The organism is Nocardia sp. NPDC059228, from assembly GCF_042754245.1.
Lineage (GTDB): Bacteria > Actinomycetota > Actinomycetes > Mycobacteriales > Mycobacteriaceae > Nocardia.
Window position 1 is genome coordinate 96,445 of the sequence record NZ_JBHZAL010000008.1, and the last position, 14,749, is coordinate 111,193.

At 69.2% G+C, this 14,749-nt stretch carries 14 protein-coding genes and 1 pseudogene; 3 read left to right on the plus strand and 12 right to left on the minus strand.

What is annotated here, in order from left to right; translation table 11 throughout:
* Nucleotides 1–51: 51 nt before the first annotated feature.
* Complete coding sequence (locus ACFXKA_RS15515) at nucleotides 52–873, minus strand: alpha/beta fold hydrolase (RefSeq protein WP_379427707.1); 822 nt, start codon at nucleotides 871–873, stop codon at nucleotides 52–54.
* 155 nt (nucleotides 874–1,028) lie between these two features.
* Here ACFXKA_RS15515 and ACFXKA_RS15520 point away from each other — a divergent pair, with 155 nt between their 5' ends.
* The 3 genes from ACFXKA_RS15520 (at nucleotide 1,029) to ACFXKA_RS15530 (ending at nucleotide 3,233) form a co-directional block, all read left to right on the plus strand.
* Entirely contained in the window at nucleotides 1,029–1,367 is a 339-nt protein-coding gene (locus ACFXKA_RS15520) for a YciI family protein (protein WP_379427708.1), read from the plus strand.
* On the plus strand, nucleotides 1,364–2,599 hold the full coding sequence (locus tag ACFXKA_RS15525; protein ID WP_379427709.1) for an RNA polymerase sigma factor: 1,236 nt from the start codon (nucleotides 1,364–1,366) through the stop codon (nucleotides 2,597–2,599). The genes ACFXKA_RS15520 and ACFXKA_RS15525 overlap by 4 nt, the downstream gene beginning before the upstream one ends.
* Before the next feature lie 205 nt (nucleotides 2,600–2,804).
* A complete protein-coding gene (locus ACFXKA_RS15530) occupies nucleotides 2,805–3,233 on the plus strand; it encodes a hypothetical protein (protein ID WP_379427710.1) in 429 nt (142 codons plus the stop codon).
* Here the strand turns inward: ACFXKA_RS15530 and ACFXKA_RS15535 are convergent.
* The 11 genes and pseudogenes from ACFXKA_RS15535 to ACFXKA_RS15585 all read right to left on the minus strand — a co-directional run bounded on the left by ACFXKA_RS15535 (nucleotide 3,230) and on the right by ACFXKA_RS15585 (nucleotide 14,723).
* Nucleotides 3,230–4,393: a low temperature requirement protein A gene (locus tag ACFXKA_RS15535; protein ID WP_379427711.1), complete on the minus strand. Its 1,164-nt coding sequence runs from the start codon at nucleotides 4,391–4,393 to the stop codon at nucleotides 3,230–3,232. The two genes, ACFXKA_RS15530 and ACFXKA_RS15535, sit on opposite strands and share 4 nt — an antisense overlap.
* Before the next feature lie 42 nt (nucleotides 4,394–4,435).
* The gene (locus ACFXKA_RS15540; protein ID WP_379427712.1) at nucleotides 4,436–7,921 is read right to left on the minus strand and encodes a protein kinase; all 3,486 of its coding nucleotides are present in this window, start codon (nucleotides 7,919–7,921) and stop codon (nucleotides 4,436–4,438) included.
* Nucleotides 7,922–7,968: 47 nt separating this feature from the next.
* On the minus strand, nucleotides 7,969–8,184 hold the full coding sequence (locus ACFXKA_RS15545; protein WP_354837658.1) for a hypothetical protein: 216 nt from the start codon (nucleotides 8,182–8,184) through the stop codon (nucleotides 7,969–7,971).
* A gap of 215 nt (nucleotides 8,185–8,399) precedes the next feature.
* Nucleotides 8,400–8,651 carry a hypothetical protein gene (locus ACFXKA_RS15550; RefSeq protein WP_379427713.1) on the minus strand — a complete coding sequence of 84 codons (252 nt, stop codon included), beginning with the start codon at nucleotides 8,649–8,651 and terminating at the stop codon, nucleotides 8,400–8,402.
* 31 nt (nucleotides 8,652–8,682) lie between these two features.
* Nucleotides 8,683–9,753, minus strand: a pseudogene (locus ACFXKA_RS15555) (RNA polymerase sigma factor); the annotation flags it as partial.
* Nucleotides 9,754–9,960: 207 nt separating this feature from the next.
* Nucleotides 9,961–11,070, minus strand: coding sequence for a 23S rRNA (adenine(2503)-C(2))-methyltransferase RlmN (gene rlmN, locus ACFXKA_RS15560; RefSeq protein WP_354837664.1), 1,110 nt, complete (start codon nucleotides 11,068–11,070; stop codon nucleotides 9,961–9,963).
* A gap of 73 nt (nucleotides 11,071–11,143) precedes the next feature.
* The gene (locus ACFXKA_RS15565) at nucleotides 11,144–11,326 is read right to left on the minus strand and encodes a tetratricopeptide repeat protein (protein WP_379427813.1); all 183 of its coding nucleotides are present in this window, start codon (nucleotides 11,324–11,326) and stop codon (nucleotides 11,144–11,146) included.
* 50 nt (nucleotides 11,327–11,376) lie between these two features.
* Nucleotides 11,377–12,273: a phosphatidate cytidylyltransferase gene (locus ACFXKA_RS15570; protein WP_354837972.1), complete on the minus strand. Its 897-nt coding sequence runs from the start codon at nucleotides 12,271–12,273 to the stop codon at nucleotides 11,377–11,379.
* A 90-nt stretch (nucleotides 12,274–12,363) separates the two neighbouring features.
* The gene (frr, locus tag ACFXKA_RS15575) at nucleotides 12,364–12,921 is read right to left on the minus strand and encodes a ribosome recycling factor (RefSeq protein WP_354837666.1); all 558 of its coding nucleotides are present in this window, start codon (nucleotides 12,919–12,921) and stop codon (nucleotides 12,364–12,366) included.
* Between the two features lie 36 nt (nucleotides 12,922–12,957).
* Nucleotides 12,958–13,692, minus strand: coding sequence for a UMP kinase (gene pyrH / locus ACFXKA_RS15580; RefSeq protein ID WP_040859803.1), 735 nt, complete (start codon nucleotides 13,690–13,692; stop codon nucleotides 12,958–12,960).
* 158 nt (nucleotides 13,693–13,850) lie between these two features.
* The gene (locus tag ACFXKA_RS15585) at nucleotides 13,851–14,723 is read right to left on the minus strand and encodes a helix-turn-helix transcriptional regulator (RefSeq protein ID WP_379427714.1); all 873 of its coding nucleotides are present in this window, start codon (nucleotides 14,721–14,723) and stop codon (nucleotides 13,851–13,853) included.
* Nucleotides 14,724–14,749 lie beyond the last annotated feature (26 nt).

Consider the following 14,749-nt stretch of genomic DNA (forward strand, 5'->3'; position numbering starts at 1 on the left):
GCACAGTGTGAGCACTCGGACAGGCCGGTGACCGGCCATGGCGGGCGCGAGTCAGCGCACTCGGCTCGCCGGATCCTCCGCAAGGAAGGCGTCGAGCACCTTCGCGGTGGCCTCGGCGGGGATGCCGTGATCCGCGCCGCCCGGCACCTCCACATAGCGGGCGCGGACGAGTTCGGCGGGCAGCGCCCGGGCGGCGGAGCGAACGCCGGGCCAGGAATCGGGGCTGCTGATCACGAGGGTCGCGAGGTCGAGACGGGCCATGGCCGGGGTCGGCAGATTGGGCGGGCGGCAGATGGCGGCGTCGTAGACCACCGTCTGGGCGATAGCTTCCAGCTGCGGCCAGACCGGTGAGTGCTTCACCTGCTCGACCACGTCCGGCGGCAGGCCGATGCCCTCCAGCTGCATCAGTTCCACGGCCGCGCCGGGTTCACCGCGGGCGATGAGATCGGCGAGGCGTTCCGGCAGCCGCTGCGGGGTATGGCCGGACAGACCGCCCAGCGCGAACGGCGGTTCGTAGAGGGCCAGGCGGGTGATGCGCGAGCCGGCGACCGCGGCCCGCAGGGCGAGGATGCCGCCGGAGGAGAAGCCGAAAACCGCTGCGGCGCCGCCGATATCGGTGATGACCGCGTCGAGGTCTTCGATCTCGCGCTGGACCTCATAGGCCCCGGCGCCGGCCGGAACGATGGCGTCGGCGCTCTCACCCCGGCCGCGGCGGTCCGGGCGGACCACCGTGTAGCGGTCACTGAGCTGCTCGGCCAGGGGCGCACAGGTGCCGCTGTCGTTGAAGGCGCCGGGCAGGAAGACGAGGGCCGGGCCGGAACCGGCGCGATGGTAGGCGATGGTGGTGCCGTCGGCGGAAATCACTCTGGGCATGGCCTTCTCCGTGGTCGGGGATCGATACCGGGACGACGAACGGGAATCCCCGATTTGGACACCCTCGCTCGGCATAGTGGTGTCCATCCGCGTCGGTCCTGTTCGTCGGGTAGATGAGTCCCGTCCGTCGTGCGGGAGATTAGGGAGTGACGACCATGCGATACCTCTTGCTGATCAGCGCCGATGAGAGCCGGGCCGACGACGTCGTCGACGAGGACGGCCTGCGGGCGTTCCGGGCGTGGCTGGAGGATCTGCTCGCCCGCGGCGTGCTCACCGCCCACGAGGGGCTGCACCCCAGCCACACCGCCACCACGGTCCGGGTGCGCGGTGACGAGGTGCTGCTCACCGACGGGCCGTTCATCGAGGCCAAGGATCAGATCGGCGGCTTCGCGCTCATCGAGGTGGCGGATCTGGACGCGGCCATCGAGGTGGCGGCCGGGCATCCCGCGAGTCGCTTCGGGCAGATCGAGATTCGCCCGGTCCGGACGCCGTGACCGCGGTCGACGCCGCTCTCACCGCCGCCTTCCGGACGGAGTGGGCGCGGCTGGTGGCCACGCTCATCGGCGGGCTGGGCGACTGGGATCTGGCCGAGGAGTGCGCGCAGGAAACGTTCGCGCTGGCCTGGCGTACCTGGCCGCGGGACGGTGTGCCCGAGCGGCCCGGTGCGTGGCTGCTCACCGCCGCCCGCCGCCGTGCGGTCGACCGGCTGCGCCGTGAACGCGTCGGAGCCGAGAAGCTGCGCGCGCTGGCGCTCATCGACACCCCCGATTCCGGAGAACCCGTGTCCGGCACCGATATTCCCGACGACCGGCTGCGGCTGATCTTCACCTGCTGCCATCCGGCGCTGGCCTTCGAGGCGCAGGTCGCGCTGGCGTTGCGCACGCTGACCGGGCTCACCACCGCCGAGATCGCCCGGGCCTTCGGCGTTCCCGAGCCGACCATGGCCAAACGGCTGGTGCGGGCCAAACAGAAGATCCGCGCTGCCGGGATTCCGTATCGGGTGCCGCCCGCGCACCTGCTACCGGAACGCACGCGCGCCGTGCTGGGCGTGATCTATCTGCTGTTCAACGAGGGCTATCTGGCCGGGGCGGGACCCGATCTGCAACGCCCCGATCTGGCCGCGGAGGCGCAGCGGCTGGCCGCGCTGGTGGTCGAACTCATGCCCGACGATCCGGAGGCGGGCGGGCTGAATGCCCTTGTCCTGCTGCAGCAATCGCGTGCGGCCGCGCGGACCGGGGCCGACGGGACGCTGATTCCGCTCGAGGAGCAGGATCGCGGCCGCTGGGATCGGCGGCTGATCGCGGCCGGGCTGGCCGAGCTGCGCCGCACGGCCCGCCGGGATCGGCTGGGCCCGTACCAATTGCAAGCGATGATCGTCGCGTGCCATGTGACGGCGGCGGGCCCGGAGGATACGGACTGGGCGCGCATCGCCGAGCTGTACGACGCGCTGATGCTCCGAACCCCCTCCCCCACGGTCGCTTTGAATCGCGCCATTGCCGTCGGCATGCGCTCCGGCCCCGACGCCGGGCTCGAACTACTCGACACGGCGGCCGCCGCACCCGGCTCCGACCTGGCCCGCCTGGTCGCGGCCGCGCGCGCCGATCTGCTGCGTCGATCGGGCCGTGATGAGGCCGCGGCACGCGAATACCGGGCCGCGCTCGATCTCACCGCGAACGAGGCCGAGCGCGCCTACCTGCGCCGCCGGCTCGGCGAGGTCGGAGGCTGATTCAGCCGGCCGGGTCGGCGGGCGCCTGTGGCCATCGCGAGGGCGAAGACCAGACGGTAGCCCTCAGGCTGGCGGAGCTGTTCGCGCCGCGACTGGCGGCCGTGGTGTCCGCGGAGACCGTCCGGCCGGGCCTGGGTGAGCGCCTGGCAGAGGGCTGGAAACGCTTGCGCGGCACCGCCTCTCGAGCCAGCATCAGCGGATGAAGATGAGACATGTTGCAGTGTTGACGGCGAGCGCGGCTGCCGCCCTCGGTGTCGCCTCCGGAAGCGCGGGCGCGGCACCCATGCACACCCGCGACACCGCCATCGCGCTCGCCTATCTCGACGCGCTGATCAGCCACGACGCGTCGGCGGTGCCGTTCGCGCCGGACGCGACGCGGGTCGAAGCGGGCCTGCAGACCGGCTTTTCGGGGCCGCAGCTCACCTACGACCTTGAGCACGGGCCGCAGTATTCGCTCGTGCAGCGCTTCTACAACCTGCGCCTGACCGAGGCGGACGGTGTGGTGACGGCACGGTATCTGCTGGATTCCGGCGTCGCGGGGGTGCGGCTGGTGACGGTGGACATCACCGAAACCTTCGCGATCAGTGACGGACTCATCCACACCATCGACGCCACCATCGTGCCGGTCGGCTAGCGCACCCGGGCGCGGCGCATGAGCAGCAGCGGCCGTCCGGTCGACACCACCCAGTACTCGAAGGCGTTGAGGCCGGCCAGGATCGCGGTCGCCGCGGCCAGCGTCGCGATCTGCGGCAGCAGCGGCGCGGCGGCGGTCAGGACCGCCAGCGCCAGCGCGGTGACGAACCGGCCGAGGGTGGCCGCGCCGAACATGCGCCAGCGGGTGAACAGGAAGGTGGTCACGTACAGGGTGGCGCCCAGCGGCAGCAGATATCCGGTCACGCTGTGCGCCACCGCGCTCGGATGCTCGACCATGGTGCGCGCGCCCACCGCCACCAGCACCAGGCCGATCACCAGCAGCAGGTGCCCGTAGCTGAGCACATCCCGCACGACCGTGCCGCGCACCTGGTTGGTGCGCAGCGAATGCTCGACCGCGGCGAAGCCGTAGGCGAAGTACAGCCACCACAGGCCGCAGCCGAGCACGAAGATCAGCACCACCGCGATCCAGGCCACCACGCCCAGATGTGCTTCCGCCGCTTGGGAACCCACCGAGGCGACGGTCTCGCCGAGCGCGATGATGACGAAGGTGGCGAAGCGTTCGGGCAGATGGGTCGCACCGAACTGGACCTTCTCCAGGCGGCGCGCCAGCAGCGCCGGACCACCGAAGGCCAGTGCCACCGCGATGATCCAGAGCCCGTTGCGCATTCCGCCCGCGGGCGCGAATGCGGCTGCCACCAGGAGCACCGCCGCCGCCAGGGTCACCGTGAACGGATTGAGCCAGTTCCCGAAGGTCCCCGCCGACGAGAACGCCCGCTTGTGCTGCATCTCGCCCCACAGCAGCAGCCGCAGTGCCAGGTGCGCGCCGGCCAGCAGCAGCGGTTGCGCGTGGCTGGTGAACGCGTGTGGCGCGGTGATCGCGATGACGAACATGCACAATCCGCAGACGAACAGGAATATCCGCTGCTGGTTGGAATCCTCCACCCCGTGCACGGCCAGCGTGGTCCCCACCCACGACCACCACATGATTGCCAGCAGCAGCACCGTCTGCCCGACCGCGCCCCAGCTCTGCCCCGCCACCGCCACGTGCGCGGCCTGCGTCACCGCGAACACCAGCACTAGATCGAAGAACAACTCGGCCCAACTGGCCCGCTCGTGCGCCTCGTGTAGAGGTTCAGTCACACCCGTCAATCCCTGCCTAGCTCCACATCCGGCGGGTTCACTCTAGATCGTCTGGGCGGCATCGGCTTCCGTCAGGGCGCGGAGGAAGGCGGGTGGGACCTCGGGCCAGTCGGGGCGCCAGCGGCCGGCGGCCTGGTCGGCGGCGAGGGCGGCAAGGGTGGCGACGACGTGCGGGCCGCCGTCGAGGATGTAGCGGACCGAGCCGTGTTCGGCGCACTGGGCGGTGACGGTGGCGAGCAGGGTCTTGGCGGCGGCGGTGCGGCCGGTGGCGGCCAGGCACGCGACCAGCAGGCGGCGGGCCTTCAGGAGTTCGCGGGGGCGGCGGACGGCTTCGAGCTCGTCGACCCATTCCTGGGCCCAGGTGCGGGCCAGTTCCCGGGATTCGGTGGCGGATTCGGCCAAGAGCAGACGGATGGCGGTGAATTCCTCGTAGAGGACGGTGAATTCGTCGATCGGGTCGATCGGGGTGCGGCGGTGGGCGTGGTCGACCACCGCGAGCGGGCCGAAGTCGGGGTGCGGCGGCAGGCCCAGGCGCAGCCGCTCGTTCTCGACCTCGGCGCGCAGGCGGGGCAGCGACATCGAATCGGCCACGCGCGCACCCTCGTTCAGGCGGCGGATGGCGGCGGCACGGTCGCCGCGCAGCGCCTTCACCCGGGCGCCGACCACGTAGCGGGCCAGTTTGAAGTCGACGACACCGGCGTCGGCGCCGAGTTTGTAGCCCTCGTCGAGCAGGCGCTCCGCCTCGGCGACCTCGCCACGCTCGTAGAGCAGTTCACCGAGCAGCGATCCGGCCAGGCGGGCCCCGTAGGAGTGGCTGCCGCCGGATTGCTTGGCGATCTTCAGGGCGCTGCGGAAGTACTCCTCGGCGCGCGGGATGTCGAGTTGCAGGCTGGCGGCCAGGCCCAGAAAGCACAGGCCGTGAACATTGTTGTAGTAGCCCTTGTTCCGGCGCATGTACGGGGCCGACCACTCCTGGATGCGGATCGCCTCCTCGAAGTCGTAGCGGTAACCCGCGGCGAAACTCGCGCAGTTGGCGCCGATGGCCACCACATACGGTGAGAGCTCGTCGGCCATCGCGAAACACGGTGCGAGCCAATCCTCCACGCCGGTCAGCACATCCGCACGGACCGTGACCACCGCGTGCACCACACCCGCTTCGGCGCGCAGCCAGCTGGTAATCCCCGGGTCGAGACCGCCGCGCTCGAGCGTCTGTTCCGCCAGGGACAGCGCGCGTTCGGCCGGACCGGCCCGATGCAGCAGGATGTTCGCCCATGCCAGATCCAGTTGCAGCCGCGGATGGGATTCGATGACGGCCGGTGGCAGCTTGTTCACCAGGCCGATGAGGCTGGCCATCTGGCCGTATTCGAGCAGCGACATGCCATCGCGCTCCACGATTTCGACCGCACGCTGCTCGTCACCGGCCAGCAGGGCGTGGTCGACCGCCTCGCTCACGTGCCGGTGCCCGGCGAACCACTCCGAGGCCGCGCGATGCAGGCGGTCGATCTCCGCGGGCCGATCGTGTTCGAGCCGCTGCCGCAGGAAGTCCTGGAACAGCTGGTGGTAGCGGAACCACGGGCCGCCGTCGACCCGGCGCAGGAACAGGTCCTGCTGCTCGATCCGTTCCAGCAGGGCCTGCCCGTCGGGCACGCCGGTGAGCGCCGCGGCCAGCTCGCCGCAGGTGCGTTCGGTGACCGAGGTCGCCACCATGAAGTCGAGCACGCCGGGTTCGAGGGCCTCCAGCACGTTCTCGGCGAGGAATTCGCCGATGGCGTGGTGACGTCCGGTGAGCTGCCCGATCAGCTGCCCGGGATCGTCACTGCCGCGCAGCGACAGCGCCGCCAGTTGCAGTGCCGCGACCCAGCCGCCGGTGGATTCGGTGAGGTCCGCCACGTCGTCGCGATCCAGTTCCAGCCCGCCCAGCTCGACCAGCAGGGCATAGGCCTCGCCGGCGGTGAATCGCAGTGCGGCGGTGTCGATTTCCACCAGTTCGTCGCGGGCGCGCATGGAGCTCATGGGCAGGCCGGTCTGGTGGCGGCTGGTCACCAGCATGCGCAGCACCGGACTGCAGCTCTCGATCAGGAAGCGCAGCGCGGCCTGGGTATTCGGGTCGCTCACGCGATGCCAGTCGTCGATGACCACGGTCAGCGGCTCGCCGCGCTGGTCGATGTCGTTGATGAGCGAGGTCAGTACGAAGCGCCCGGCCTCGTCGCCGTGTTCCTCGAGCAGTTCGCCCAATTCGCGCGCCAGAGCGGGCCGGACCGCGCGCACCGCTTCGATCAGGTGGGAGAGGAACCACACCACATTGTCGTCGTCGTTGTCGACGGTCAGCCAGGCCACCGATCCCCCGGCGGCGGTGACCGCCGCACACCATTGCGCGGCGAGGGTGGTCTTGCCGAAACCGGTGGGGCCGTGGACGACCGCGAGCCGGCGGTCGCTGCCCGAGCGCAGCGCGTCGAGCAGGCGCGGGCGGTCCACCAGGACCCGGGTGAGGGTGGGCGGGCGCAGCCGGGTCGCCGGGACCGGCGGCGTGGCGGTGGTGATGCGGGAGCGCCTGCGCCCGACCCGGGGCGGGGTGGTGCGGCCGACGGTCCGGGCCCGGTCCGTCGGCGGTGGCGGTTCCGCGGTGGGCGCCGGAATCGGTATGTCGTCGGGTGGCAGCCCGTGCCGTTGCTGGATATCCCGCAGCGCCGCACCGAATTCGGCGGCGGAGCCGGGGCGTTGTGAGCGCTCGCGTGACATGGCCGCCTCGATCGCCCCGGTGAGGTCGGCGGGCAGGCCCTCCCCGGTCAGGTCCGGCATCGGATGCCTGGTGATCCGCACGAACTGTGCGACCAGCTGCTCCCCGCTGCGCCGCTCGAACACCGCGTGCCCGGTGGCCGCGCAGAACAGGGTCGCCGCCAGGCTGTAGACGTCGGCGGTGACATCCGGGGCCTGCCCCTGCAGCACCTCAGGCGCGGTGTAGGCGGGCGACCCGGTGATCGTGCCCGCCGCGGTCTCGAATCCACCTGTCAGCCGCGCGATTCCGAAATCGGCGAGCTGCGGCTCCCCGTACTCGGTGAGCAGGATGTTCCCGGGCTTCACATCCCGGTGCAGCAGTCCCCGCCGATGCGCCGTCTCCAATGCCCCCGACAGCCGGACCCCGAGATGCAGCACCTCCGGCCATTCGACCGGACCGCCCTGCTGTATCCGGGTATCGAGTGACCCGTGCGCGTGGAACGGCATCACGATGTACGGCCGCCCGGTGTCGGTGGACCCGACCTCGAACACGGTCACGATGTTCGGATGTCCCGACAGCTTCCCCATGGCGAGCTGCTCGCGCACAAACCGTTCCAGGCTGTCGGATTCCAGGTCCGCGGTCAGTACCTTGATGGCCACGGTTCGTCCCAGCGCGTGCTGAAAACAGCGGTACACCACGCCGAATCCCCCGCGGCCCACCTCGACCGGCGCCCCGAACCCGGCAGCCGCCAGCTCCGCCGCGAACCCGAGAGTCTCTTCGCGGCGCGTGGAAAACGGATCGACATGCGGCACAGCGACCCCGATACGAGAACGAGCCAGTCACCCCGAGCATAAGCCGATCACCGCCACCGCGCGCCGATCTCCGGCCGCGTGAATCTGCGCCGCGCATCGGTGAGCCAGTCGGGGCGTTCCCGCCGCAGCCGCAGCACCTCCCCGACGGTCCAGCCGCAACCCAGTTCCGGCAGGTCCCCGACCGCGATATTCAACCGCGCGGCCGCGGCCGCGCGCTTCAAGGGCGTTGCCGCCGAGGCATTTCGATTCCGCTTCGTTGTCATGGTCGTCAATGGTGAGGACGGTCCATGCGGCAGCGCGGCGGTTCGGCGACTTCGCACCCCCTCGGTGGTTCAGTGCCGCCGGAACAAGTCCGCGGACTCGGGGTAGACGTCCTCGGGGGCAGGCCGACTTCAGTTCCTCGCCCCAATTCCGTACCGCGCCAGCCCATCCGGAGTAGCAGTACCGACGCCGCGATAATCCGGTGGAACGAAGTGGTTCAGTCCAAGCCGAGATCGAGTTGATTCCAGCTGATCGCGACATCGAGCGGGTCCAGTACGTCGACGGCCATCGCATCGCCGCGAGCTCGCAGCGCCGTATTTTCCCGCGTTTCGTCAGGAGTGTCGAAACTCTTGACCTGCGAACTCAACTCTTCGTGCGGGAGCATGTCGTCCTCGCGAACCAGGTGGAGGTTGCGGAACAGCGCGGGCCCGGCGAGCGATCCGGTCTCGGGCATGGCGGAGTTCGCCATCGCCTGTTCAGAGGTGTCTCGCAGCTCGTCGTCAGGAGTCGAGGTAATCCTGCAGTAGCTGTGAGCGCGACGGATGACGCAGCTTCGACATCGTCTTCGACTCGATCTGCCGAATTCGCTCGCGCGTGACGCCGTAGACCTTCCCGATATCGTCGAGGGTTCGAGGCTGGCCATCCCCCAGGCCGTAACGCAGGCGCATGACACCGGCTTCGCGCTCGGTGAGCGTGTCGAGTACCGCCTGCAGTTGCTCCTGCAGCAGGGTGAACGCCACCGCCTCGACCGCGACGACCGCCTCGGAGTCTTCGATGAAGTCGCCGAGCCGGCCGTCACCCTCCTCACCGATCGTCTGGTCCAGCGAGATCGGTTCACGCGCGATTTGCCGGATCTCGAGGACCTTCTCGGGTGTGATGTCCAATTCCTCGGCGATCTCTTCGGGCGTGGCCTCGCGGCCCAGTTCCTGCAGCAGATCGCGCTGGACACGTCCGAGCTTGTTGATGATCTCCACCATGTGCACCGGGATGCGAATGGTGCGGGACTGGTCGGCCATGGCGCGACTGATCGCCTGGCGAATCCACCAGGTGGCATAGGTCGAGAACTTGAATCCCTTGCTGTAGTCGAACTTTTCGACCGCACGCACGAGGCCCAGATTGCCCTCCTGTATCAGGTCGAGAAAGGCCATGCCGCGCCCGGTGTACCGCTTGGCAATCGAGACCACCAGACGCAGATTCGCCTCTAGCAAATGATCCTTGGCCCGGACGCCGTCCCGCACGATCCAGGTCAGGTCTCGGCGACGCGCGGCGGTCAGACCCGACGGCACCTCGGACTCGGCGCGCAGCTTCTCCGCCGCATACAGTCCGACCTCGATCCGGACTGCCAGATCGACCTCTTGAACCGCGGTGAGCAGGGGAACTCGGCCGATCTGCTTCAGATACGCCCGAGTCGAGTCCCCGCTCGCGGTGAGCTCGGATTCCTTTCGTGCCCGACGCAGCGCCGGGGACTCGCTTTCGTCCCAGACCGAACCCTCCGCGGCCTCGGTGTGCTCCGCCGGGTCGGCGGTGGAATCCTGGTCGATCGTTTCGGCTGCGGTAGTTGCCACATTCGCCCCTTCACGAGATTCGGGCGGCATCGCGATTCGAGAAACAGGACCGCAGAGAGGCCTCGAGCGGCTTCGGCAAACACCGGGGCCACTGACCAGCCTACGGTCACCAGCCGGTAAACGCTGGCTACCGCCCCGAGTGGACGTCGTACGGTGTGTTTCCCGGGAACGCCGGCCAGGGTCGACGCCACTCGGCCGATCGAGCTTCGATTGCTATCCCTCGGCGGCGAGCTGGCCGCAGGCAGCGGCGATTTCCTGGCCTCGGGTGTCGCGGACGGTGCAGGTGACGCCCTGGGCCTGGACACGGCGGACGAACTCGTCCTGGACCGGCTTCGGGCTGGCGTCCCACTTGCTGCCGGGAGTCGGGTTGAGGGGGATCAGGTTGACGTGGACCAGGGGGCCCAGCGCCTGGTGGAGTTTCTTGCCGAGCATGTCCGCACGCCAGCCCTGGTCGTTGACGTCACGGATCAGCGCGTATTCGATCGAGACGCGGCGGCCCGACTTGTGGGCGTAATAGCGTGCGGCGTCGAGGACTTCGGCGACCGGCCAGCGATTGTTCACCGGCACCAACGTGTCTCGCAGCTCGTCATCGGGAGTGTGCAGGGAGACAGCGAGTCTCACCGACATATCCTCGTCGGCGAGCTTGCGGATAGCGGGCGCGAGACCGACGGTGGACACCGTCACCGACCGCTGCGAGATCCCGAAACCCTCCGGCGACGGAGAGGTGATGCGGCGGACCGCGTTCACCACGCGCTTGTAGTTGGCCAGCGGCTCGCCCATGCCCATGAACACGATGTTGGACAGGCGGCCGGGGCCGCCGGCGACCTCGCCGTCGCGCAGGGCGGCCGCGGCGGCGCGGACCTGGTCGACGATTTCGGCGGTGGACAGGTTGCGGTTCAGGCCGCCCTGGCCGGTGGCGCAGAAGGGGCAGGCCATGCCGCAACCCGCCTGCGACGAGATGCACAGGGTGTTGCGGTCGGGATAGCGCATCAGCACCGACTCGAGCAGCGTGCCGTCGTTCGCCCGCCACAGGGATTTGCGGGTGGTCCCGTCGTCACATTCGATGTGCCGGACCTCGGTGAGCAGCGGCGGGAACAGCGCCTCGGCGACGGTGGACCGCATGGCCTCCGGCAGATCGGTCATCAGCGCCGGGTCGGCGACCAGCCGTCCGTAGTACTGGCGCGCGATCTGATCGGCGCGGAACTTCGGCAGGCCGAGCTCTTCGACCACCGTCTTGCGCTCCTGCGAATCGAGGTCGGCGAGATGCCGCGGCGGCATGCCGCGACGAGGGGCGTCGAAAACGAGGGGCAAGGGGGTAGTCATAACCGTTCCAGTGTCCCATCCCCCGGCAGGCCGACGCCGTCCGGGGGAATCGAGTTCCTCACAGTAAGCGCGATCACATGGGCGGCGGCTCGACGTCGCAGGTGCCCCGCATCCTGGCGGCGGCCGCCCGCGATTCCGGATGATCGGGGCCGAGGGTGGCCGCGTAGGCCTCCAGGATGTCCTGTTCCAGGTCGTCAGCGGCCTCGATGCGGCCCAGCGCACGCCAATCCAGGCTGAGGTTGAGCGCGCACTGCAGGGTGTAGGGATGCCAGCCGAAACATTCTGAGTGGCAACCGTTTCAATGCGTCAGAGCAGCGCGGTGAGCACCAGCCAGGCCACGAAGGCCGACGGCAGCATGGAATCCAGGCGGTCCATGATCCCGCCGTGGCCGGGCAGCAGCGTGCCCATGTCCTTGATGCCGAGCTCCCGCTTGACCTGCGATTCGATCAGATCCCCGCTGGTCGCAACCAGCACCAGGCCCACGCCGAGCAGCACGCCGATCATCGAGTTCGCCTGCAGCAGCAGCGTCACCGTGAGCAGGCCGCCGATCACGCAGAACACCAGCGATCCGCCGAAGCCCTCCCAGGACTTCTTCGGGCTGATGTGCGGCACCATCGGGTGCTTGCCGAACAGCACACCGGCGACATAGCCGCCCACGTCCGAGCAGACCACCAGAATCATGAAGGTGAGCACCCGCAGGTTGCCCTTGTCCTCCTGCAGCATCAGTACCGCGAAGGCCGCCAGCAGCGGAATCCAGGCCAGCACGAACACCGCGATGGCGGTGTCGCGCAGGTAGTTTCGCGGCGTGGCCCGCAGGCCGTGGTCGAACAGCCGCCACACCATGATCGTCAGCGCGGTCGCGCCGAACGCGCCCAGCACCCCCTGCGGCCCGGACGGCCAGGCCAGCCACACCACCGCCTGCCCGCCGACCAGCAGCGGAATCCGGGGCACCAGCACATCGGCCTCGCGCAGCCGCTTGGCCACCTCCCAGGTGGCCACCGCGATCGCCACCGCGATCACGCCGATCAGCACCTTGGGCGCCCACAGCAGGATCGCGATGAGGGACAACCCCAGCCCGAATCCGACCGCCAGCGCCGCCGGCAGGTTGCGGCCCGCCTTCGACGCGGGCGGCTTCCCCTCGTCATTTCCCGGCCCTGCCGACTCCGCGCCCGCCGCCGGCGGTGTGGCGGCATCCTCCGGCATCTCGCCGGTGGCGGCAGTCTCTTCGGCCACGATTGTCCCGTCGCTCACTTGTCGTCCGTTCGTCCCTGCCCCCGGCCGGCGTCGGCCGTCCTAGACCTCGAGCAGCTCAGCTTCCTTGTGCTTCACCAGTTCGTCGACGTGCGCGACGTACTTCTGCGTGGTCTTGTCGAGTTCCTTCTCGGCGCGGCCGACCTCGTCCTCGCCGGCCTCGCCGTCCTTCTGGATGCGGCCGAGCTCGTCCATCGCCTTGCGGCGGACATTGCGGATCGAGATCTTGGCGTCCTCGCCCTTGGACTTGGCCTGCTTCACCATTTCCCGGCGGCGCTCCTCGGTGAGCTGCGGGACGTTGACGCGAATGATGTCGCCATTGTTGGTCGGGTTCACCCCGAGGTCCGAGTTGCGGATCGCGGTCTCGATCGGCTGCAGCTGGGACTGCTCGTAGGGCTTGATGACGAGCATGCGCGGCTCGGGCACCGTGATGGAGGCCATCTGGGTGATCGGCGTCGGCGAACCGTAGTAGTCGACCACTACTCGCGAGAACATGCCGGGATTCGCGCGCCCGGTCCGAATGGAGCCCAGATCGTCCTTCACCACCGAGACGGCCTTCTCCATTTTTTCCTCGGCGTCGAAGAGCGCTTCTTCAATCACGGCGATTCCTCCACTGCGTCATCGTTCTTGTCTCGGTCATGACCGGACCAGCGTGCCGATCTTCTCACCGGCGACCGCGCGGGCGATATTTCCCTTGGTCAACAGATTGAACACCAGCATGGGCATCTGGTTGTCCATACACAGGCTGAAAGCGGTGGCATCGGCGACCTTCAAGCCGCGTTCCAACGCCTCCTTGTGGGTGATCTCGGTGAACATGGTGGCGTCGGGGTCCTCCCGCGGATCCGCGGTGAAGACGCCGTCCACGGCCTTGGCCATCAGGACCACCTCGGCGCCGATCTCCAGCGCGCGCTGGGCGGCCGTGGTGTCGGTGGAGAAGTAGGGCATGCCCATACCCGCGCCGAAGATCACGACGCGGCCCTTCTCCAGGTGCCGCTTGGCCCGCAGCGGCAGGTACGGCTCGGCGACCTGACCCATGGTGATGGCGGTCTGCACCCGGGTGTCGATGCCCTGCTTCTGCAGGAAGTCCTGCAGTGCAAGGGAATTCATGACGGTTCCGAGCATGCCCATATAGTCCGAGCGGGCCCGCTCCATGCCGCGCTCCTCGAGCTCGGCGCCACGGAAGAAGTTGCCGCCGCCGATGACGACCGCCACCTGGACACCGGTCTCGACGACCTCGGCGATCTGCTCCGCGACCGCCTGCACCACATCGGGATCGAGACCCACCCGACCACCGCCGAACATCTCGCCACCGAGCTTGAGGAGCACTCGGCGGTAGCCCTTGCGATCGGGGGCGGTATCCGGGTCCGTCATCGGTCTCCTTGTCTCGGCGGTCGAGCGTGCGCACGCACATGAAAAGACCATCCCGGCCGATGGATTGCACGGGACGGCTTGAAAGCTCCATCCATCCTGCCTCACGACCGGTGGCGAGCGTGACCCGACCCTCGATACGGCCCACCGATTCGTGACATTTACCCGATTCGTCCGGCCGCAAGAACCGCGGCGATTCGCCCGGCGGCGACCGGCGTGGCCGGGGCCTGCACCACCATCAGCAGGTTCGGGTACTCGACCGGGCGCAATTGGAATACTTCGAGTTCGATCGGCCCGGCCCGCGGATGGCGCACGGTAATGGTGGCGGGCCGGAATCGGCGCACCGGATATTCCGACCACCAGCGCCGGAAGTCCGGGCTCGTAGCGGACAATTCCGACGCCAAGGCGGCCAGCCGGGGATCATCGGGGCGACGGCCCACGGCATCGCGCACCTGACTCACCACCGCGCGCGCCGCACGCTCCCAATGCGCCATGCGCATGCGATTCGCGTTCTCGGTGAACATCATCCAGAGCAGATTGCGGCGTTCCGGCGGCAGAGCGAGTGGATCGTCGCGGACCAGCACATAGGCCCGATTCCAGACCAGATAGTCGAATCCGGCGTCGTACACTCTCGCCGGACTGGGCATGACCGCGTCCACCAGGCGCTGCAGCCGAGACCGGTCGGCCTCGGGCTCGGCGTCCTCCGGCTCCGCGAGACCGGCCAGAAACCGCAGGTGACGATGCTGATCGGGATCCAGCCGAAGGGTGCGGGCCAGGGCGTCGATGACCTGCCGGCTGGCCGCCACCTCGCGCCCCTGCTCCAGCCACGTGTACCAGGTCACCCCCACCCCCGACAGTTCGGCGACCTCCTCCCGCCGCAATCCGGGCGTGCGGCGCCGCGCGGGATCGCCGTACGGCACCAGGCCCACGTCCCCCGGCTGCAAGCGCGCCCGCTGCGCCCGCAGGAACTCGCCCAGCTGCGCGTGCCGGGCAGGGACGTGATGCGAGCCGGAAGTGCCGGTGCCGCTTACCATTCGGCCGCCCCCCTGTACAGAGACCT

What these genes read in the sequence shown, in the direction of transcription:
- ACFXKA_RS15550 (WP_379427713.1), bottom strand. Translation starts at nt 8,651, where the DNA reads ATGGCGAACTCCGCCATGCCCGAGACCGGATCGCTCGCCGGGCCCGCG.
- ACFXKA_RS15530 (WP_379427710.1), top strand. Translation starts at nt 2,805, where the DNA reads ATGAGACATGTTGCAGTGTTGACGGCGAGCGCGGCTGCCGCCCTCGGT.
- ACFXKA_RS15515 (WP_379427707.1), bottom strand. Translation starts at nt 873, where the DNA reads ATGCCCAGAGTGATTTCCGCCGACGGCACCACCATCGCCTACCATCGC.
- ACFXKA_RS15520 (WP_379427708.1), top strand. Translation starts at nt 1,029, where the DNA reads ATGCGATACCTCTTGCTGATCAGCGCCGATGAGAGCCGGGCCGACGAC.
- pyrH (WP_040859803.1), bottom strand. Translation starts at nt 13,692, where the DNA reads ATGACGGACCCGGATACCGCCCCCGATCGCAAGGGCTACCGCCGAGTG.
- ACFXKA_RS15545 (WP_354837658.1), bottom strand. Translation starts at nt 8,184, where the DNA reads ATGACAACGAAGCGGAATCGAAATGCCTCGGCGGCAACGCCCTTGAAG.
- ACFXKA_RS15570 (WP_354837972.1), bottom strand. Translation starts at nt 12,273, where the DNA reads ATGCCGGAGGATGCCGCCACACCGCCGGCGGCGGGCGCGGAGTCGGCA.
- ACFXKA_RS15585 (WP_379427714.1), bottom strand. Translation starts at nt 14,723, where the DNA reads ATGGTAAGCGGCACCGGCACTTCCGGCTCGCATCACGTCCCTGCCCGG.
- rlmN (WP_354837664.1), bottom strand. Translation starts at nt 11,070, where the DNA reads ATGACTACCCCCTTGCCCCTCGTTTTCGACGCCCCTCGTCGCGGCATG.